General features: G+C 66.7%; 15 protein-coding genes and 1 tRNA gene. 5 read left to right on the top strand and 11 right to left on the bottom strand.

Translation table 11 applies throughout. The annotated features are described in order from the left end of the window. The first annotated feature begins 8 nt into the window (after positions 1-8). Both folD and CFB43_RS12065 read left to right on the top strand, forming a co-directional pair. Complete coding sequence (folD, locus tag CFB43_RS12060) at positions 9-869, top strand: bifunctional methylenetetrahydrofolate dehydrogenase/methenyltetrahydrofolate cyclohydrolase FolD (protein WP_089425766.1); 861 nt, start codon at positions 9-11, stop codon at positions 867-869. 247 nt (positions 870-1,116) lie between these two features. Beyond that, positions 1,117-3,204, top strand: coding sequence for a M3 family metallopeptidase (locus CFB43_RS12065; protein ID WP_089495165.1), 2,088 nt, complete (start codon positions 1,117-1,119; stop codon positions 3,202-3,204). A gap of 61 nt (positions 3,205-3,265) precedes the next feature. Here CFB43_RS12065 and dinB read toward each other — a convergent pair whose 3' ends face one another. Then, positions 3,266-4,429, bottom strand: a complete 1,164-nt coding sequence (dinB, locus tag CFB43_RS12070) for a DNA polymerase IV (protein ID WP_089495166.1) — start codon at positions 4,427-4,429, stop codon at positions 3,266-3,268. A gap of 182 nt (positions 4,430-4,611) precedes the next feature. Beyond that, positions 4,612-5,664 carry an RNA-guided endonuclease InsQ/TnpB family protein gene (locus CFB43_RS12075; RefSeq protein ID WP_089495167.1) on the bottom strand — a complete coding sequence of 351 codons (1,053 nt, stop codon included), beginning with the start codon at positions 5,662-5,664 and terminating at the stop codon, positions 4,612-4,614. A gap of 118 nt (positions 5,665-5,782) precedes the next feature. Between CFB43_RS12075 and CFB43_RS12080 the strand changes: the two genes are divergently transcribed. Then, on the top strand, positions 5,783-6,475 hold the full coding sequence (locus CFB43_RS12080; RefSeq protein ID WP_089425769.1) for an aspartate/glutamate racemase family protein: 693 nt from the start codon (positions 5,783-5,785) through the stop codon (positions 6,473-6,475). Positions 6,476-6,572: 97 nt separating this feature from the next. Here CFB43_RS12080 and CFB43_RS12085 read toward each other — a convergent pair. Continuing rightward, positions 6,573-6,649: transfer RNA gene (locus CFB43_RS12085), tRNA-Met, on the bottom strand. Between the two features lie 183 nt (positions 6,650-6,832). On the opposite strand from CFB43_RS12085, the gene xth reads away from it, so the two are divergent. Then, on the top strand, positions 6,833-7,609 hold the full coding sequence (gene xth / locus CFB43_RS12090; protein WP_089425780.1) for an exodeoxyribonuclease III: 777 nt from the start codon (positions 6,833-6,835) through the stop codon (positions 7,607-7,609). Positions 7,610-7,632: 23 nt separating this feature from the next. Here the strand turns inward: xth and CFB43_RS12095 are convergent, their stop codons facing one another. From CFB43_RS12095 to glnA, 4 genes are all read right to left on the bottom strand, one after another. Beyond that, complete coding sequence (locus CFB43_RS12095; RefSeq protein ID WP_089495168.1) at positions 7,633-9,747, bottom strand: prolyl oligopeptidase family serine peptidase; 2,115 nt, start codon at positions 9,745-9,747, stop codon at positions 7,633-7,635. Positions 9,748-9,836: 89 nt separating this feature from the next. Next, positions 9,837-11,354 carry a nitrogen regulation protein NR(I) gene (gene ntrC, locus CFB43_RS12100; protein ID WP_089495169.1) on the bottom strand — a complete coding sequence of 506 codons (1,518 nt, stop codon included), beginning with the start codon at positions 11,352-11,354 and terminating at the stop codon, positions 9,837-9,839. Between the two features lie 46 nt (positions 11,355-11,400). Beyond that, a complete protein-coding gene (gene glnL / locus CFB43_RS12105) occupies positions 11,401-12,543 on the bottom strand; it encodes a nitrogen regulation protein NR(II) (RefSeq protein ID WP_174975551.1) in 1,143 nt (380 codons plus the stop codon). A 161-nt stretch (positions 12,544-12,704) separates the two neighbouring features. Continuing rightward, entirely contained in the window at positions 12,705-14,120 is a 1,416-nt protein-coding gene (gene glnA / locus CFB43_RS12110; RefSeq protein WP_039364811.1) for a type I glutamate--ammonia ligase, read from the bottom strand. A 404-nt stretch (positions 14,121-14,524) separates the two neighbouring features. Here glnA and CFB43_RS12115 point away from each other — a divergent pair, with 404 nt between their 5' ends. After that, positions 14,525-14,989, top strand: coding sequence for a rhodanese-like domain-containing protein (locus CFB43_RS12115; RefSeq protein WP_089495170.1), 465 nt, complete (start codon positions 14,525-14,527; stop codon positions 14,987-14,989). Between the two features lie 115 nt (positions 14,990-15,104). On the opposite strand, the gene CFB43_RS12120 is transcribed toward CFB43_RS12115, so the two are convergent. The 4 genes from CFB43_RS12120 to CFB43_RS12135 all read right to left on the bottom strand — a co-directional run bounded on the left by CFB43_RS12120 (position 15,105) and on the right by CFB43_RS12135 (position 18,836). After that, entirely contained in the window at positions 15,105-15,920 is an 816-nt protein-coding gene (locus CFB43_RS12120) for a competence/damage-inducible protein A (protein ID WP_089495171.1), read from the bottom strand. Next, complete coding sequence (locus CFB43_RS12125; protein ID WP_089495172.1) at positions 15,917-16,744, bottom strand: EI24 domain-containing protein; 828 nt, start codon at positions 16,742-16,744, stop codon at positions 15,917-15,919. Before CFB43_RS12125 ends, CFB43_RS12120 begins: the two co-directional genes overlap by 4 nt. A gap of 111 nt (positions 16,745-16,855) precedes the next feature. Beyond that, positions 16,856-17,830, bottom strand: coding sequence for a sterol desaturase family protein (locus CFB43_RS12130; RefSeq protein ID WP_043190403.1), 975 nt, complete (start codon positions 17,828-17,830; stop codon positions 16,856-16,858). A gap of 16 nt (positions 17,831-17,846) precedes the next feature. Further along, a complete protein-coding gene (locus tag CFB43_RS12135) occupies positions 17,847-18,836 on the bottom strand; it encodes a YVTN family beta-propeller repeat protein (RefSeq protein WP_089495173.1) in 990 nt (329 codons plus the stop codon). Positions 18,837-18,896 lie beyond the last annotated feature (60 nt).

Raw genomic sequence — 18,896 nt, forward strand, 5'->3', positions numbered from 1 at the left:
CCACCACCATGACAGCCCTCCTCATCGACGGCAACGCCCTTTCGAAGACCCTGCGCGCACAGGCCGCCGAACGCGCCGCCGCCCTGACCGCACGCGGCCACCAGCCCGGTCTCGCGGTGATCCTCGTCGGCGCCAACCCGGCAAGCGAAGTCTACGTGCGCAACAAGATCAAGGCGTGCGAGGACAACGGTTTCTTCTCGCTGAAGGACGCGTACCCGGACACGCTGTCGGAAGCCGACCTGCTCGCGCACATCGACGCGCTGAACCGCGATCCGAAGATCCACGGCATCCTCGTCCAGTTGCCGCTGCCCAAGCACATCGACAGCCACAAGGTGATCGAGGCGATCGCACCGGAAAAGGACGTCGACGGCTTCCACGTCGCGAACGCCGGCGCGCTGATGACCGGCAAGCCGCTGTTCCGCCCGTGCACACCGTACGGCGTGATGAAGATGTTCGAGGCGCATGACATCCCGCTGCAGGGCGCGAACGCGGTCGTGATCGGCCGCTCGAACATCGTCGGCAAGCCGATGGCGATGATGCTGCTCGACGCCGGCGCGACCGTGACGATCTGCCACAGCAAGACGCGCGACCTCGCCGCGCACACGCGGCAGGCCGACATCGTGGTCGCCGCGGTCGGCAAGCGCAACATCCTGACCGCCGACATGGTGAAGCCCGGCGCGACGGTGATCGACGTCGGCATGAACCGCGACGACGCGGGCAAGCTGTGCGGCGACGTCGACTTCGCGGGCGTGAAGGAAGTGGCCGGCCACATCACGCCGGTGCCGGGCGGTGTCGGCCCGATGACCATCACGATGCTGCTGATCAACACGATCGAAGCCGCCGAGCGCGCCGCCGACGCGGCCGCCTGAGCGCCCGCCCCATTCAGCCGGCGTGCGGTTCCGCACGCCGGCGCCTCGCCGGCCGCACCGCACCCACCGCGTCGGCCGCGCCATCAAACGCCTCCACCCCGCATCCGACCCCGCGTCAATCGCGTCGTTAGAAACTAACGATTGGAAAGCGCGCGATGCGCCCCAATAATGTCGATATCGGGCGCCGCGTTGCCTTGCGCGCCTACCCTTTTCACTCCGGTTCATCCGGCAACAGACAGGGAGTCTTATGTCCGCCAGCGCCAACACCAACCCGCTGCTCGATTTCTCGGGCCTGCCCCGCTTCGGCGAGATCCGCCCGGAACACGTGACGCCCGCGCTCGACACGCTGCTCGATGACGCCAACCGCGCGGTCGAGACGGCCAGCGCGGCCGCGACGCCGGCAACCTGGGCAGCCGTCGTCGAGACGGTCGAGCGCGCGACGGAGCCGCTCGGTCGCGCGTGGGGTATCGTCGGCCACCTGAACGCGGTTGCCGATACGCCCGAACTGCGGGCCGCCTATGGCGAGAATCTGCCGCGCGTGACCGAATTCTGGTCGAGCGTCGGCCAGAACCTCGCGCTGTACGAGAAGTACAAGGCGATCGCCGCAAGCGCCGAATACGCGACGCTGTCCACCGAACGCAAGAAGATTCTCGACAACGCGCTGCGCGATTTCCGCCTGTCGGGCGCCGAGCTGCCCGAGGACCAGAAGCCGCGCTTCGCCGAACTGCAGGAACAGCAGGCCGCGCTGTCGAAGGCCTTCTCCGATCACGTGCTCGACGCGACCAACGCGTACGCGTATTTCGTGCAGGATGAGGCCGACCTGGCCGGCCTGCCCGGCGACGCGATCGAGGCCGCCCGCGAAGCCGCGCAAAAGGATGCGAAGGAAGGCTGGAAATTCACGCTGCACTTCCCGTCGTACTTCCCGGTGCTGCAATACGCGGACAACCGCGCACTGCGCGAGACGCTCTACCGCGCCTATGCGACGCGCGCGTCGGAACTCGGGCCGCAGTACGGTGACGGCAAGGCCGAATGGGACAATACGACGATCGTCGCCGATGCGCTGAAGCTGCGCCGCGAAGAGGCGCTGATGCTCGGCTTCCGCAACTTCGCCGAAGTGTCGCTCGCGCCGAAGATGGCCGAATCGCCGCAGCAGGTGATCGCATTCCTCGAGGATCTCGCCACGCGCGCGCGCCCGCACGCGGACAAGGACTGGGACGAGCTGCGCACGTTCGCCGCCAAGGAACTCGGCCTCGCCGAACTCGCGCCGTGGGACGTCGCATTCGCGGCCGAAAAGCTGCGCCAGCAGCGCTATGCGTTCTCGGAAAACGAGGTCAAGCAGTACTTCCCGGAGCCGGCCGCGCTGAAGGGCCTGTTCACCGTCACCGAGACGCTGTTCGGCGTGCAGATCAAGCCGGACGACGCGCCGGTGTGGCACAAGGACGTACGTTTCTTCCGCGTCGAGAATCGCGACGGCTCGCTCGTCGCGCAGTTCTATCTCGACCTGTACGCGCGCGAAGGCAAGCGCGGCGGCGCATGGATGGACGACGCGCGTTCGCGCGCGAAGCGCGGCAGCAGCGTGCAGACGCCGGTCGCCTATCTCACCTGCAACTTCTCGGCGCCGGTCGGCGGCAAGCCCGCCTGCTTCACGCACGACGAAGTCATCACGCTGTTCCATGAGTTCGGCCATGGGCTGCACCACATGCTCACGCGCGTCGACGAACTCGGCGTGTCGGGCATCAACGGCGTCGAATGGGATGCCGTCGAGCTGCCGTCGCAGTTCATGGAAAACTTCTGCTGGGAATGGGACGTGCTGTCGTCGATGTCGTCGCACGTCGACACGGGCGCCGCGCTGCCGCGCGAGCTGTTCGACAAGATGATCGCGGCGAAGAACTTCCAGAGCGGGCTCGGCACGCTGCGTCAGATCGTGTTCTCGATGTTCGACATGCTGCTGCACGTCGACTTCGACCCGGCGGGCGCCACCGGCGTGACCGCGTTCGCGCGCGAGATCAACGAGCGCTATCACGTGATCCCGCAAGCCGCGTTCTCGCGCTGGCCGAACACGTTCAGCCATATCTTCGCGGGCGGCTACGCGGCCGGTTATTACAGCTACAAGTGGGCCGAGGTGCTGTCGGCCGATGCGTACGCGGCGTTCGAGGAAGCGGCCGCCGCAAGCGGCAGCGTGCTCGACGCGGCGACCGGCACGCGCTATCGCCGCGAAATCCTCGAGGTCGGCGGCAGCCGCCCAGCGATGGATTCGTTCAAGGCGTTCCGCGGCCGCGAGCCGCAGATCGATGCGCTGCTGCGCCATAACGGGATGGCGGCGCCCACGCACTGAGCGGGCCGCCAGCGCGTTCGGTTGCATGTGAGCAAAGGCACCGCTTCGGCGGTGCCTTTTTTCATGGCGCGGGGGACTCGTCGTCGAACAACGAGAACTGTCCGTGGCGCTCGGCGGTATCTTCGTCGATGCGTACGCCGACGCCGAGCAGCCGCACCGCCTGCGCACGCCGTTGCAGCCCCTTCGCGAGCAGCGTGACGGCCGTGTCCGCATTCGTCGCATCGGCCACGCACTCGACCGTCGTGCGCTGGAAATCGGCGAAGCGGATCTTCACGTACAGCTTGCGGATCGAGCGCGCGGCGCCCGCCCGTTCGATCCGCGCGTCGAGTTGCACGACGAGGCGGCGGATTTCCTCCGCGCACTGCTCGAGCGTCGTCAGGTCGGTCACGTAGGTCGTCTCGACGCTGACCGACTTGCGCTCCTGGTCGGCCTGCACGCGCCGCTCGTCGATCCCGCGCGACAGTTCGTACAACCGCCGCCCGAACGCGCCGAATTCACGGTGCAGGTCGATCAGCGGCCAGTCGCGCAACTGCGCGCAGGTCTGGATGCCGAGCCGGTCGAGCCGCGTGGCCGTCACCTTGCCGACGCCGTGCAGCTTGCGCACCGGCAGCGCCGCGACGAACGCGTCGATCTCGTGCGGCCGCACGACGAACAGCCCGTCGGGCTTGTTCCAGTCGGACGCGATCTTCGCGATGAACTTGTTCGGCGCAACGCCGGCCGACACGGTCACGCCGACCGCGTCGAACACGCGCTGGCGGATCTCCCGCGCAATCAGCGTGGCGCTCCCCTGGCAGCGCTCCGACCCGCTGACGTCGAGGTACGCCTCGTCGAGCGACAGCGGCTCGACGTCGGGCGTGTAGTCGCGATAGATCGCCATGATCTGCCGCGACGCCGCGCGGTACTTGTCCATCGCGGTCGGCAGGATCAGCAGGTCCGGGCACTTGCGCATCGCCAGCGCCGACGACATCGCCGAATGCACGCCGTAGCGCCGCGCCTCGTAATTGCAGGTCGCGATCACGCCACGCTGATCAGGCCGGCCGCCGACCGCGAGCGGCCGGTTGCGCAGCGACGGGTCATCGCGCATCTCGACCGACGCGTAGAAGCAGTCGCAGTCGCAGTGAATGATCTTGCGCATGCGCGGCTGCGCGTCGCCCGGCGGCGGCAGGTGCGGATCGGCAGGCGGAATGATGGTCGGGTTCACGGTGCCGATACTGTACAAAAACACAGTGCCGGTTTCAACTGTCGCGTGCGGCCGTGGCCGGCCGCCCGTGGCCGGCCACTCATAACTGGCTGCGCCGTACCGGCCCGGTTTGTGCGGATCGTACCGGCCGGGCACAGACAGCGGCGCCTATACTCGTCTACCGCGAGACACGAAACGCAAAGGTGACGGTTGACGTCCTCGTCCGCCTAAAGGCGGAGGATTCCCACATCTGGCGATGCACGTCCGCATCGGAGAATGTTCAGCGCAGCGTTGATATCACGATCATGCTCGACACCACAGTCACTGCAGGTCCACTCTCTTATTCGCAGTCCCGCGATACCTTTCGGCCGCGTCGTGCTGTCTTTCGATCCGCACGCCGAACAGGACTGGGTCGAACCGCTTTCGTCGACTTCCTCGAACGTGGCTCCGTGCGCGATCGCCTTGTAGCGGAGCTTGTCTCGGAAGGACGACCAGGACGCGTCGTAGACGCTCTTCGCCATCCTGGTTCTGGCGAGTTTCGCGGCCGACACGTTGCCGACCGCGATGTAATCGAACCGCCGCACCAGATCGAGTGCGAGCTTGTGCTGGAAATCGGCACGGGCATTCGCAATCTTGGCGTGCAGCTTCGCGATATGCCGTTTGTGCTTTCGTGCCCGTTGCGCTTTCGCCAGCTTTTCCGCCGCTTGTCGACCGAACCGATCGTTAGGCAGTTTCTCGCCGGTCGAAAGTGTGGCGAAGTCTTTCAGGCCGAGATCGATGCCGACACCGGAACGGATCGGGCGAGCTTGAACATCGGGCACCTCGATCACGATGTTCAAGAACCAATTGCCACGCGCATCCTGCGCGAAGTTGGTCCCGTCCTTGATCTTGCCTTCGGGAAGCGTGCGGCTGTTGAACACGCGAAACGTGTTGCCGGCAAAGCGGAACGCTTCGCCTTCGCGCTTCAGGTCACGCCCCTTCAACGGCACCCAGCCCAGCGATTTCCTGCCGCGATAGCGCAGGTAGGGCCGACGGTGCTGACTGCGCGACTTCGCATATTGCTCGCACGTCGCGTTGATCGTGCCGGAGTGGATGCCGAGCGCCTTGCTGCTCCCCGTCGTCAGCACGTTCAGATCGAATCCCGTCGGCCACTTCCTGCTCCACTGGAGCGCGTGCTTCTGCGTGTCATTGCAGAAGTTCCAGACGAAGTTCACCGCACGGCTCTGCTTGTTAAGCAGTCCGTTGAGCGACTTCACGCGGTAGCGGTAGACAAGAATCATGCAGGTGATCCTAACCCGTGGAAGAAGCTACCTGTCAACAGCACGCCTTTCCTTCCCGCCATCCGCCCCGAAGGAAGTCCCCTTGGGGGAAATGGCGGGTTTCTCGGAGCAAATTCTGATGAAGACAATCGGACTGATCGGCGGGATGAGCTGGGAATCGTCGGCCGAGTACTACCGGATGATCAATCGCCATTCGAAGGCGTTGCACGGTGGACACCACAACGCGAAGAGCGTGCTGGTCACGGTCGATTTCGCGGAGATCGAAGCGCTGCAGCGCACGCACGACTGGGCCGCGCTCGGCGAACGGATGGCCGGCGCGGCACGACAGCTCGAAGCGGCCGGCGCCGATCTGGTCGTGCTGACCACCAATACGATGCATCGCGTCTGCGATGCGATCGAAGCCGCGGTCAAGTTGCCGTTCCTGCACATCGCCGATCCGACCGGCACCGCGCTGCGCGATGCCGGCGTCGAGCGCGTCGCGCTGCTCGGCACGCGCTACACGATGGAGCTGCCGTTCTACGCGGAGCGGCTGCGCGGGAAGTTCGGGATGGAGGTGCTCGTGCCGGACGAACGCGGGCGTGACGACGTGCACCGGATCATCTACGACGAGCTGTGCCACGGCATCGTCTCGCCGGAATCGCGCGCGACGTACGTGACGATCATCGAGGAACTGGCCCGGCGCGGTGCGCAGGCCGTGATCCTCGGCTGCACGGAAATCACGCTGCTGATCGGCGCGGACGACTCGCCGCTGCCGGTGTTCGATACGACCGCGCTGCATGCGAAGGCGGCGGTCGAGTGGGCGGCGCGCTGATCGCTGCCACGCGGAAAACAAAAAACCCGGCACGGGGCCGGGTTCCTGTCGACGAAGCGCGCATCGGTCAATTGCGCTGCACACCGTCTGGTGTGCTTGGTTGCGGGGGTAGGATTTGAACCTACGACCTTCGGGTTATGAGCCCGACGAGCTGCCAGACTGCTCCACCCCGCGTCAGAGAAATAAATTATAGGGTGAGGGAGTACTCACGTCAATACTTTTGTCACAATTTCTTCCCGGTTCATCGAAACGGCTGCGCGCGGCGCCTCCCCCGCCCCGCACGAAGCGCGCGTTCGCGCCCCGTGCTCGCGGTAAGATGGCGGCCTTCGTATTCACCCCGCACGCACACTCCCGTTCATGAAAATCGCCACCTGGAACGTCAACTCGCTCAACGTCCGCAAGCAGCACGTGCTCGACTGGCTCGCGCAAAGCGGAACCGACGTGCTGTGCCTGCAGGAATTGAAGCTGCCGGACGAGAAATTCCCGCGCGCCGATCTCGAGGCGGTCGGCTACCGCAGCTGGTTCACCGGCCAGAAGACCTACAACGGCGTCGCGATCCTCGCGCGCGACACGCTGTCCGTCGACGAATCGGACGTCGTGCGCAACATCCCCGGTTTCGACGACCCGCAGCAGCGCGTGGTCGCCGCGACGGTCGACGGCGTGCGCATCGTGTCCGCCTATTTCCCGAACGGCCAGGCGCCCGACTCCGACAAGTTCGTCTACAAGATGCAATGGCTCGACGCGCTGCAGGCATGGCTGCGCACCGAGCTGCAGCGCTACCCGAAGCTCGCGCTGCTCGGCGACTACAACATCGCGCCGGAAGACCGCGACGTGCACGACCCGGCGAAATGGGAAGGCCAGAACCTCGTGTCGCCGCAGGAGCGCGCCCACTTCGCGCAGCTGATCGAGCTCGGCTTCGTCGACGCGTTCCGCCGCTTCGAACAGCCGGAGAAGACCTTCACGTGGTGGGACTACCGGATGATGGCGTTCCGCCGCAACGCGGGGCTGCGCATCGACCACGTGCTGCTGTCGCCGGCGCTCGCGGAAACCTGCACGTCGTGCGAAGTCGATCGCACGCCGCGCACGTGGGAACAGCCGTCCGACCACACGCCCGTCGTCGCGGTCGTCGGCTGATCTTCCGGGCAGCCCGCGCGCGTTCAGCGCCGCGCGGGCGCCGGCCCGAGATGAGCCCACAGGAACCCGAATTCGGCCGCATCGGCCTCCGCGCGTTCCAGATCGTCGGCGCTGCCGTGGCCGCCGTCGGTGTTCTCCCAGTACCACACCCGTTCATGACCGAGCGCGTGCATGCGCGCGGCCATCTTGCGTGCGTGCGCCGGATGCACGCGGTCGTCGCGCGTCGACGTCGTCAGCAGCAGCGGCGGATACGCGACGCCTTCGCGCACACGGTGATACGGCGAGTACGCGGCTAGCGCCGCACCTTCGTGCGGATCGTCCGGGTCACCGTATTCGTCGAGCCATGCGGCGCCCGCGTGCAGCTTCGGATAACGCTGCATGTCGAGCAGCGGCACGCGGCAGAGCACCGCGCCGAACAACTCCGGCCGCTGCACCATGCACGCGGCGACCAGCAGCCCGCCGTTGCTGCCGCCTTCGATGCCGAGCTGCGCGGCGGTCGTCACGCCGGTCGCGGCCAGATCCTCGGCCACCGCGATGAAATCGTCGAACGAACGCTGGCGGTGTTCGCGCTGCGCATCGACGTGCCAGCGCGGCCCGAACTCGCCGCCGCCGCGGATGTGCGCGAATGCCATCACGCCGCCGCGTTCGAGCCACCCGATACCGAACGCATCGCTGTAGCCCGGCAGGTTCGGAATCGCGAAGCCGCCATAGCCCGACAGCAGGCACGGCCGCGCGACACGCGCGGCGCCGTCGGCCACGTCGAGTGCATCGCGCGGCCCGATCAGCGTGTACGGCACGATCGTGCCGTCTTGCGAGCGTGCGCTCGCGCGGCGCACGACGAGCCCGGCCGCGTCGAACTGCACCGGCGGCCGGTCGAGCAGCACGCGGCGCGACGGCGCATCGTCCGCGCGATCCGCAAGGTCGGCCAGCCAGCATTCGGGCGGATCGAGACAGGTGTCGACGTCCACGTAAATCTCGTCGTTCAGCGTCGACTCGACAGGCTCGACGTCGATCTGCGCATCGCCCGGCCCCGGCCACTCGAACGGCCGCGCATCCCACGTCCACGTACCGTCGTCGGCCTGGCTCGGCTGCCACAGCATCGTGCGGTTGTGCACGTCGTCGAGCCAGCTCGCGATCAGCGTCGTGCGCGTGTGCGTCCACGTGCACGCGGACGTCGACGGTTGCGGCGCGAACAGCGTCGTGAGTTCGCGCGACCCGGCGAGGAACGCCTGCTCGCGGATCGCGAGCAGCGAGCCGCCCGCATGGCGCACGCCGTCGCAATCCCAGTCGAGGCGCGGCTCCAGCATGAGCCAGCCTTCCCAGAACCCGACCTCGACATGGGTCGGCACGTCGTAGCGCACCCACTCGCCCGCTTCCGTCAAGCGGTACGCATGGGCGTCGAAGAAATCGACGCTGCGCCACGCGACGTGACGGTTGTCGATCGGATCGAACCCCGCCCCCGCGCTGATGTCGTCTGGTTCGCCGCGGAAGACGACGGGCGCATCGGCCAGCGCGGTGCCACGCACCCAGCGCCGCGCTTCATACGGATAGCCGGCCGCGGTCGCATGCGCTTCGCCGCGATCCCAGCTCACGTAGACGGTATCGCGATCGATCCAGCCCACCGTGTGATGTCCCGGCTCGTCGATCGTGAAACCGCCGTCGACGAAACGGCGTTCGACGAGATCGAATTCGCGCACGACGACCGCGTCGGCGCCGCCCGGCGACAGCGACAGCAGCGCGCGATCGCCGTCCGGGTACAGGATCGCGTCCTGCTCGAACACCCACGACTCGCCCTCCTCCGCACCGAGCGCGTCGACGTCGAGCAGCGTTTCCCACGCCGGTTTTCCCGCGCGCCAGTCGTCCCAGCGCGTGCGGCGCCACAGCCCCTTCGGATGGAGATCGTCCTGCCACAGGTCGTAGGCCCAGTCGCGCCAGCGCGTCGGAATCACCGGGCGCTCGCGCGGCAGGTACGCTTTGGCGAGGCGCGCCGTCAGCGCGCGATACGCGTCGTCGTCACGCAGCGCGGCGCGCGTGCGCGCATTCTGCTCGTCGACCCATGTGCGGGCGCGCTTGCTGTCGAGCGCTTCGAGGAAACGGAACGGGTCGGCCCCGGCGGGCCAGCGGAAGGAATCGGACATTGAGGATCGGCGGAATGGCAAACGGCGTGCAAACCGCGATTATGTCCGATCGCGGCATGCGCGACGCCCGCGCATGCCGCAAATCGTGCTCAGGGCTCCAGATGGAGTTCCTGGATCTTGCGCGTAATGGTGTTGCGGCCGATGCCGAGCCGCTCCGCGGCCTCGACCTTGCGGCCGCGCGTGAAGTCGAGCGCCTCGCGGATCACGGCTGCCTCGAAGCGGCGTGCGAGTTCGTCCATCACGTCGGCCGAGTTCTCGCGCAACAGCCGTGCGACCTCGGTACGCAAGCCATGCTCCCAGACCGGATAGCCAGCCGGCGCGCCGCCGTTCGGCGCGGCCGCGACGGGCGCGGACACCGCCGGCAGCGCACCGATCGCCGGTTGCGCGAGCGCCGTCTCGCCACCGCCGCCGTGCGCATCCGCACCGTCGCCCGTCGCCGCGACCGGCGCACCGGCCGGCACGAGGTCGGGCGGCAGGTCCTTGATCTCGACCGTCTGCGCGGGCGCCATCACGGTCAGCCAGTTCGCGAGGTTCTCGAGCTGGCGCACGTTGCCGGGAAACGCCAGCGACGTGAGGTAAGCCAGCGCTTCGTCGGACACGCGCTTCGGCTCGACGCCGAGATCGCGCGCGCTCTTCTGCAGGAAGTGGCGCGTCAGCAGCGCGATGTCCTCGCTGCGCTCGCGCAGCGGCGGCAGGCGCAGCCGGATCACGTTGAGGCGGTGGTAAAGGTCCTCGCGGAACAGCCCCTGGCGCACGCGCGATTCGAGATTCTGGTGCGTCGCGGCGATCACGCGCACGTTCGCGCGCAGCGGGTTGTGGCCACCGACCCGATAGAACTGCCCGTCCGACAGCACGCGCAACAGGCGCGTCTGCAGGTCGAACGGCATGTCGCCGATTTCGTCGAGGAACAGCGTGCCGTTCTCGGCCTGCTCGAAGCGGCCCTGCCGCGTCGTCTGCGCGCCGGTGAACGCGCCGCGCTCATGGCCGAACAGCTCGGATTCGAGCAGGTCCTTCGGAATCGCCGCGGTGTTCAGCGCGATGAACGGCCCGTTCGCACGCGGACTGTGACGATGCAGCGCACGCGCGACGAGCTCCTTGCCGGTGCCCGATTCGCCGGTGATCAGCACGGTCGCGGCCGAGTGCGACAGGCGGCCGATCGCGCGGAACATGTCCTGCATTGCGGGCGCCTGGCCAAGCATCTCGGGCGCCTCGGCCACGCGCTCGTCCTGCGGCGCACCGCCGCGCAGGCTTTCTTCCACCGCGCGGCGGATCAGCTCGACCGCCTTGTCGACGTCGAACGGCTTCGCGAGATATTCGAACGCGCCGCCCTGGAACGCCGCGACGGCGCTGTCGAGATCGGAGAACGCCGTCATGATGATGACGGGCAGGCCCGGCAGGCGCTCGTGCATCGCCTGCAGCAACTCGAGGCCCGAGCCGCCCGGCATCCGGATGTCGGATACGAGCACCTGCGGGGTCTCGTGGTCGAGCGCGGCCAGCGCGTCACGCACGTTCGCGAAGCTCTTCGTCGCGAAGCTGTCCCGGGCGAGCGCCTTTTCGAGCACCCAGCGGATCGATTGGTCGTCGTCTACTATCCAGATCGGCTTCATAGGTCGGTCAGATATGGGTAAATCCGGTGAATCGCCATGCCGCCGCTCAATGGTCGAGCGGCAGCAGGATCTGAAATTCGGTACGTCCGGGCCGGCTTTCGACCTCGATCGTCCCGTCATGCTGCTGCACGAACGTCTGCGCGAGCGTCAAGCCGAGGCCGCTGCCGTCGTCGCGCCCGGACACGAGCGGGTAGAAGATCCGGTCGCGGATTTCCTCCGGAATGCCGGGCCCGTTGTCGATCACGTGCAAGTCCAGTGCCAGCCGGTACAGGCGCTTCGCGATCGTCACCTTGCGCGCGATGCGCGTGCGCAGCTCGATCTTCGCGTCGCCCTGCGCGATCCGTTCGCGCAGCGCCTGCGCGGCGTTGCGCACGATGTTGAGCAGCGCCTGGATCAGTTGCTCCTTGTCGCCGCGCAGGTCCGGCACGCTCACGTCGTAGTCGCGCTCGATCGTGAGCCCGCGCGGGAATTCCGCGAGCATCACCGCGCGCACGCGTTCGCATACTTCATGAATGTTCACGTCGCCGACGATGTGCGGGTGCCGGTGCGGCTCCAGCAACCGGTCGACGAGCGTCTGCAGGCGGTCGGACTCCTTGATGATCACCTGCGTGTATTCGCGCAACTCGCCGCGCTCGCGCTCGCCGAGCTCGAATTCGAGCAGCTGGGCTGCGCCGCGAATGCCGCCGAGCGGGTTCTTGATCTCGTGCGCGAGGTTGCGGATCAGTTGCTTGTTGACCGCGGTCAGGTCGTGGATGCGTTCCTCGCGATCGGTGCGCGACTGCCGCTCGTTCTCGAACAGCTCGACGAGCACGAAATCCGGCGCGGTCTCGAGAAAGCCGACGATCGCATGCACATGCAGCGGTTCGCGGCCGGGCCGGTCGAGCACGGTATCGAGGTGCGTCGCGTGAAAGCGTTCCTCGCCGATCGCGGTGATCGTCGATGCCAGCTCGTTCGCATTCGGAAAAATCTCGCCCCATGGCCGCTGCGCGAGCTGCCGGCGCGAGATGTCGAGCATCGCCTCCGCGGACGGGTTCGCGAACGCGATCCGCAGCGTCTTGCGGTCGAGCACGATCACGACCGTCGGCAGCGCTTCCAGCCCCGCCAGCAGGCCCGAGCGTGCGAGCCGCTCGTCGTCCGTCAGTCGCTCGGGCTGCCCCGTTCTCGCCTTGATCAGATTCTTCAGAACCATCTGCGTGCTTGTCGCGCCTCAACGGGCCAGAAAAGGAAAAATCACCGGAACAAAAAAGGGACGGCTCGACGCCGCCCCTTTCAGACTCCGCCGTTCCCGCCGCAGGCCGCGCGACGGGAACGAACCGGCATGACGGCGCTGAATCGAAGCGCCATCGCCGATTAGAGCGAGTAGTACATCTCGAACTCGATCGGGTGCGTCGTCATGCGGAACTTCGCCAGCTCCTGCTCCTTCAGCGCGAGGTACGCGTCGAGCATGCCGTCCGTGAATACGCCGCCGCGGGTCAGGAACTCGCGATCCTTGTCGAGCGCTTCGATTGCCTGGTCGAGGCCCGCGCAGACGGTCGGGATCTTTGCATCCTCTTCCGGCGGCAGGTCGTACAGGTTCTTGTCCGCGGCTTCGCCCGGATGGATCTTGTTCTGGATCCCGTCGAGGCCGGCCATCATCAGTGCCGAGAACAACAGGTACGGGTTCGCCATCGGATCCGGGAAGCGCGTTTCGATACGGCGGCCCTTCGGGTTCGACACGTGCGGAATGCGGATCGATGCCGAACGGTTGCGTGCCGAGTAGGCGAGCTTGACCGGTGCTTCGAAGTGCGGGACCAGACGCTTGTACGAGTTCGTCGTCGGGTTCGTGATCGCGTTCAGTGCACGGGCGTGCTTGATGATGCCGCCGATGTAGAACAACGCCAGTTCCGACAGGCCTGCGTAGCCGTTGCCCGCGAACAGGTTCTGGCCGTCCTTCCAGATCGACTGGTGAACGTGCATGCCCGAACCGTTGTCGCCGACGACCGGCTTCGGCATGAAGGTTGCCGTCTTGCCGTACGAGTGCGCGACGTTATGGATGATGTACTTCGACCATTGCGTCCAGTCGGCGCGCTGGACCAGCGTCGAGAACTTCGTGCCGATTTCGTTCTGGCCCTGGCCCGCCACTTCGTGGTGGTGCACTTCGACCGGGATGCCGAGCTGTTCGAGCAGCAGGCACATTTCCGAACGCATGTCCTGGAACGTGTCGACCGGCGCGACCGGGAAGTAGCCGCCCTTCGTGCCCGGACGGTGGCCCGTGTTGCCGCCTTCGAATTCCTTGCCGGCCGACCACGGTGCTTCTTCCGAGTTGATCTTCACGAAGCAGCCCGACATGTCCGTGTTCCACTGGACCGAGTCGAAAATGAAGAATTCCGGTTCCGGACCGAAGTAGGCCGTGTCGCCGATGCCCGTGCTCTTCAGGTACGCTTCCGCGCGCTTCGCGAGCGAACGCGGGTCGCGCTCGTAGCCCTTGCCGTCGGCCGGCTCGACCACGTCGCAGGTCAGCACCAGGGTCGACTCTTCGTAGAACGGGTCGATGAAGGCAGCGGTCGGGTCCGGCATGAGCAGCATGTCCGACGCCTCGATGCCCTTCCAGCCCGCGATCGACGAGCCGTCGAATGCATGGCCGCTTTCGAACTTGTCTTCGTCAAACGCCGAAACCGGCACCGACACGTGCTGTTCCTTGCCGCGCGTATCCGTGAAGCGGAAATCGACAAACTTGACGTCCTCGTCCTTCACGAGCTGCATGACGTCGGCGACGGTTTTACTCATAACCTCTTCTCCTGATTGAACAATTCCGGCGGACTGGGAACCGCCTCGTTTATCGAGCTGACCGGGGTCTTGCTTTGGCGCAGCGCGCCCCGATTCGACCGAATCCTATAAAGCAGCTTCCGTGCCACCTATGCGCGAGAGGGGCGCGAATCGCGCCGGCGCTCGTCGCGACGGGGCTGTGCTGCGCAATTCCGGGGCTCGGCTGCCCGCCGCCTGCCAACTGAAAGCACCTCGATGGTGCAATCGTCGCGACGCGCCCCATCCCAGGAATCATCTTGGTGCATGCGCGCCATTCTGCACTCTTTTGGTGAGCGCGTGTGGGAGCGCGCACCGTCCCCCACGCGGACATCCGTGCCGCGACGCCGCGCTAGAATGTTCGTTTGACCGATAGGAGACTCCCTGCCATGAGTACGCTCGACCAGCTTTACGCGAAGGCCGACGAACGCCGCGCACAAGCCGCGCTCAACTACGCCGGGGCGCTGCTGCCGGCCGAGGCCTTCGAACTGCTGCAGCTCGATCCGTCGGCGCGCCTCGTCGACGTGCGCACCCGCGCCGAACTCGACTGGATCGGCCGCCCGCTCGTCGGCGACGGCCAGTACCTGCACCTCGAATGGACGCGCTACCCGGGCGGCGTGCCGAACGCCGAATTCGTCAACGAACTGAAGGCGGCCCTCCCGGCCGATACGCCTATCCTGTTCCTGTGCCGCAGCGCCGCGCGCTCGAAGCTCGCCGCGATCGCCTCCACCCAGGCCGGCTTCACGAAGGCCTTCGACCTGCTCGAAGGCTTCGAGGGCGCGAAGGACGCCGAAGGCCACCGCAAGACGGTCGAAGGCTGGTGCTTCCGGAAACTGCCGTGGATCGGCGCCTGACGGCACGCCGCTCCCACCGGTCGCGACAACCCCATCGTCGAGCCGGGCGATGACATGCCGATGACGGGCCGCGTTGCGCGGCCCGTGGTTTTTGTACGGCTGATCGAGGGGCCGCTCAGGCGCGCGGCGTATCGGGTTCGACGACGTCGCCGCCGAGCAGGTGCACGCCTTCACGCAGCTTCACGTATGCGGCTGCGACAGCCTCCGGCTCACCCTTCACGCCGAGGTCGATGTGGCGGCGCGCATAGATCCCGCCGCGCTCCGCATCGCCGACGCTCGGCAGACTGAACACGCGCACGCCCGGGAAATCGCGCTCGATGCGCTCCATCAGCGGCGTGAGCGTCGATTCCGGCAGCTCGAACACGTACAGCGAGCGCTCCGCGTGCGGCGTCGCGTGATGCAGGTGCGCGTACTTCGTGTCGAGCACCCATTCGATCATCGGCCACGCCATCACCGGGAAGCCCGGCACGAAGTGCAGGTCGCCGACCGAGAAGCCGGGAATCCGGTTGTAGCCGTTCGGGATGATCGTCGCGCCCACCGGGAACACGCCCATGTTGAAGCGGTGCTGGTTCTCCGGCGACTCGAAATCGACCGGCGTGGCCGGATCGGTATGCGTTTCGCGGATCCGCTCCGAAATCAGCACCTTCGCTTCCGGATGCAGCTCGAGCGGCACGCCGAGCGCGGCGGCCGCGCACTGGCGCGTGTGGTCATCCGGCGTCGCGCCGATGCCGCCCGTCGAGAACACGATGTCGCCCGACGCGATCGCGCGTGCGAGGGTCGCCGTGATGCGCGCCGGATCGTCGCCGACGTATTCGGCCCAGTCGAGCGTGAGGCCGCGCGCGCCGAGCAGCTCGATGACCTTCGCCAGATGCTTGTCCTGCCGGCGGCCCGAAAGGATTTCGTCGCCGATGATGATGATGCCGATGCTCATGCCTGCCCCATGTCGATTGCGGTGGCGCGCGAACTCGCACGCAGGTCCTCCAGCGCGCGCAGGCAATAGTGCCCGAACCACAGCGCCGAGAAGACGAGGATGAAAGCGTAAACCCAGATCATGGCCGCCGCGACGAACGGAAACAGCACCATCATCCAGACCGACGATACCCACACGAAGGTCGGCACGGTACCGAGCAGCCCGGTCGCGACGCCGATGCCGATCAGCGGCCAGCGGTGCCGCCGCACGAGCGCCCGGCGCTCGTCGCGGCTCGCGTGCAGCGCGAGCGCGTCGTAGGTCATCACGCGGTAGGTGAGCCAGCCCCAGATCACCGGCGGCAGCAGCGCGAAGAACGGCGGAATCAGCCACAGCGGGATCGTGACGACCAGCACGACGACGCCGGCCAGCGCCGCCCCCAGCGAATTGAACACGCTGCCGAAGAAGGTGCCGCCCCGCTTCGCCTCGAGCGCCGCGAACTGCCGGTTCGCGAGGTGCTTGATCACGACCGGCATCGAAATCGTCGCGATCAGCAGCAGCACGGTCAGCACGATCAGCGGAATCGCGAGCGACACGACCACGAACGGCGCGACGACGGCATGCAGCTGCGACATGCCGATCGCGTCGAACGCGCGGTACAGCATGGCCGTCAGCAAGAAGCCGTCGAGCGCGCCGCGTGCGAGGTCCAGCAGCGACTGCCACGAAAACCACAGCACGACGCCCCACAGGACGGCCGAGACGAGAAACGGCATCAGGGTGAGCCACAGCATGCGCGGATGCAGTGCGCTCGCCAATGCGCGGACGAAGGAACGCAGCAAGTCGTTCATGCGAGCCTGTATCGACGGAGAAAAACGGGGAAAGGATAAACCACGCGGCCCGCATGCGCCAAAGCACATGCGGGCCGCGTGGGAGAGCCGCTCAACGTGGGAACGGCCGGATCAGGCCGATGCCGCGCCGCGCTTGGCGGGGAACAGGCGCCGGAAGATCCGCACGAACGCGAGGCCGTGCTGCGCCCAGAAGCCTTCGCCGTAGGACACGCCCTCGACCTGGTCGCGGATGCCGGTCGGCTCGACCGTGCGGTTCCACGACGCGGTGCCGAACATCATGTCCCACCACGGAAACAGCACGCCGAAGTTGCAGCCGTACTTCGTGCCTTCGTGGCCGTAGCCGACCGCGTGGTGGCGGCGATGGAAGATCGGGCTCACGAGCAGGCGCTCGCCGAGCCAGCCGAACGGCAGCCGCGCATTCGTGTGCTGAATGCTCTGCATGAAGTTCGTGAACGCGGTCAGCACGACGAACTGCGACGGCGTCACGCCGATCACGAGCGCGATCGCCGCGAAGAAGCACGACTGGATCACGTCGTCGAGCACGTGGTTGCGGTCATCGCACCACAACGACATCTGGCGCTGGCTGTGATGCACGGCGTGGAGCTCCCACCAGATGCCGAACTTGTGCTGCCAGCGGTGATACCAGTAGCCGGCGAAATCGAGCACGACGAGATAGATCGCGAACGTGACGATCGGCTTCGAGGTCACGCCCGGCCACAGGTAGTCGAGGTTCAGGTTCGCGACGCCGTGCAGGCGCAGCCACGCCTGGAAGTTGTCGAACAGCGGCTGCAGCGCGAAGAAGAAGAACAGCGAGTAGATGCCGAGCTTCGCGATCGCCGTGTAGATCACGTCGACCCGCACGGCCCGGCGGTTCGTCCAGCGCTCGACGGGCAGCAGCGCCTCGAGCGGGCGCAGCAGCACGAACATCAGCACCATCTGCAGCGCCCCGACGATCACCCAGTACAGCGCGTCGTAGGTGTCCTCGTCATAGTCCATCAGGTTGAACTTGAAGAGGAGCGGCTGCACGACGTCGACGTACAGCCAGGTCTGGATGTCCGAGACGAATGCATCGATCAGGTGCAGCATCGTTCTCCCCTGCCCGTCACGCGCCGTTCGCGGCGCGCCACGGCGCGCGGTCGTAGAAATAGATGCCGTGCGGCGAGCGGCCGACGGCGATCGTCTGCACCAGCTTGCGCGACGCCAGGTCGATGATCCCGACCTTCTTCGCGAAGCGGAACGTCACCCACAGCGTCTTCTTGTCGGCGGACAGCTCCATGTCGTCCGGGCCCGGCAGCAGGCCGGTGATGTCGCCGACGTTGGTGAGCGTGTTCTCGTCGATGATGCTGATCGTGTTCGCGACCCGGTTCGTGACCGCGACGTGCGTGCCGTCGGCGAGCGAGCGGAAGTTGTGCGCGCCCTTGCCGGTGTAGATCTGCTTGACGACCTTCTGGTTGCGCCAGTCGACCACCGCGACGTAATCCGCGCCGGTCATCCCGACGAGCAGGTACTTGTCGTCCGGCGTGAGCCACAGGCCGGCCGGCACCTTGCCGACCTTCATCTTCCACTTGACCGTCTGCGTCGGCAGGTCGATCGCCGCGACCTCACCGGAGACCTGCAGCGACACGAGCAGCGTCTTGCTGTCCTTCGTGAACGCGAGGTGGCTCGGCATCACCGCGAGCGGCACGCGCTTCACGAGCTTCAGGTCGCGGCCGTCGTAGCCGTAGATGTCGACGCGGTCGAGCCGCAGGCCGGCCGCCGCGAACCATTTGCGGTCGGGCGAGAAGCCGAGCTGGTACGGATCGTCGATCCCTTCGACGGTGCGCTGCAGCTTGCCCGTCTTCGGATCGAGGAACATCAGGCTGTTCGAGACCGAATTTGCAACGATCAGCGACGAATTGTCGGGCGTCGCCATCAGGTGATGTGGTTCCTTGCCGGTCGGCATCGTGCTGACGACTTCGCGGGTCTGCTGGTCGATCAGGGACAGCGTCGCTTCGGCCGAATTGAGGATGATCACGTTATTCGCGTGTGCGGCGGGCGCCAGCACGGCGGCGGCCAGCGCGAGCGTGCGGCCGAGGGAAAGGAAAGTGCGCATGAAGACTCACGTCGAGGAACAACCGTCATTGTAAAACGTTCAACCGGGCCGGCCGGTTGA

Origin of the sequence: Burkholderia sp. AU15512, assembly GCF_002223325.1 — a bacterium.
Classification (GTDB): Bacteria; Pseudomonadota; Gammaproteobacteria; order Burkholderiales; family Burkholderiaceae; genus Burkholderia.

What these genes read in the sequence shown, in the direction of transcription:
- folD (WP_089425766.1), top strand. Translation starts at nt 9, where the DNA reads ATGACAGCCCTCCTCATCGACGGCAACGCCCTTTCGAAGACCCTGCGC.
- CFB43_RS12065 (WP_089495165.1), top strand. Translation starts at nt 1,117, where the DNA reads ATGTCCGCCAGCGCCAACACCAACCCGCTGCTCGATTTCTCGGGCCTG.
- CFB43_RS12075 (WP_089495167.1), bottom strand. Translation starts at nt 5,664, where the DNA reads ATGATTCTTGTCTACCGCTACCGCGTGAAGTCGCTCAACGGACTGCTT.
- CFB43_RS12080 (WP_089425769.1), top strand. Translation starts at nt 5,783, where the DNA reads ATGAAGACAATCGGACTGATCGGCGGGATGAGCTGGGAATCGTCGGCC.
- xth (WP_089425780.1), top strand. Translation starts at nt 6,833, where the DNA reads ATGAAAATCGCCACCTGGAACGTCAACTCGCTCAACGTCCGCAAGCAG.
- CFB43_RS12095 (WP_089495168.1), bottom strand. Translation starts at nt 9,747, where the DNA reads ATGTCCGATTCCTTCCGCTGGCCCGCCGGGGCCGACCCGTTCCGTTTC.
- ntrC (WP_089495169.1), bottom strand. Translation starts at nt 11,354, where the DNA reads ATGAAGCCGATCTGGATAGTAGACGACGACCAATCGATCCGCTGGGTG.
- glnL (WP_174975551.1), bottom strand. Translation starts at nt 12,543, where the DNA reads ATGGTTCTGAAGAATCTGATCAAGGCGAGAACGGGGCAGCCCGAGCGA.
- glnA (WP_039364811.1), bottom strand. Translation starts at nt 14,120, where the DNA reads ATGAGTAAAACCGTCGCCGACGTCATGCAGCTCGTGAAGGACGAGGAC.
- CFB43_RS12115 (WP_089495170.1), top strand. Translation starts at nt 14,525, where the DNA reads ATGAGTACGCTCGACCAGCTTTACGCGAAGGCCGACGAACGCCGCGCA.
- CFB43_RS12120 (WP_089495171.1), bottom strand. Translation starts at nt 15,920, where the DNA reads ATGAGCATCGGCATCATCATCATCGGCGACGAAATCCTTTCGGGCCGC.
- CFB43_RS12125 (WP_089495172.1), bottom strand. Translation starts at nt 16,744, where the DNA reads ATGAACGACTTGCTGCGTTCCTTCGTCCGCGCATTGGCGAGCGCACTG.
- CFB43_RS12130 (WP_043190403.1), bottom strand. Translation starts at nt 17,830, where the DNA reads ATGCTGCACCTGATCGATGCATTCGTCTCGGACATCCAGACCTGGCTG.
- CFB43_RS12135 (WP_089495173.1), bottom strand. Translation starts at nt 18,836, where the DNA reads ATGCGCACTTTCCTTTCCCTCGGCCGCACGCTCGCGCTGGCCGCCGCC.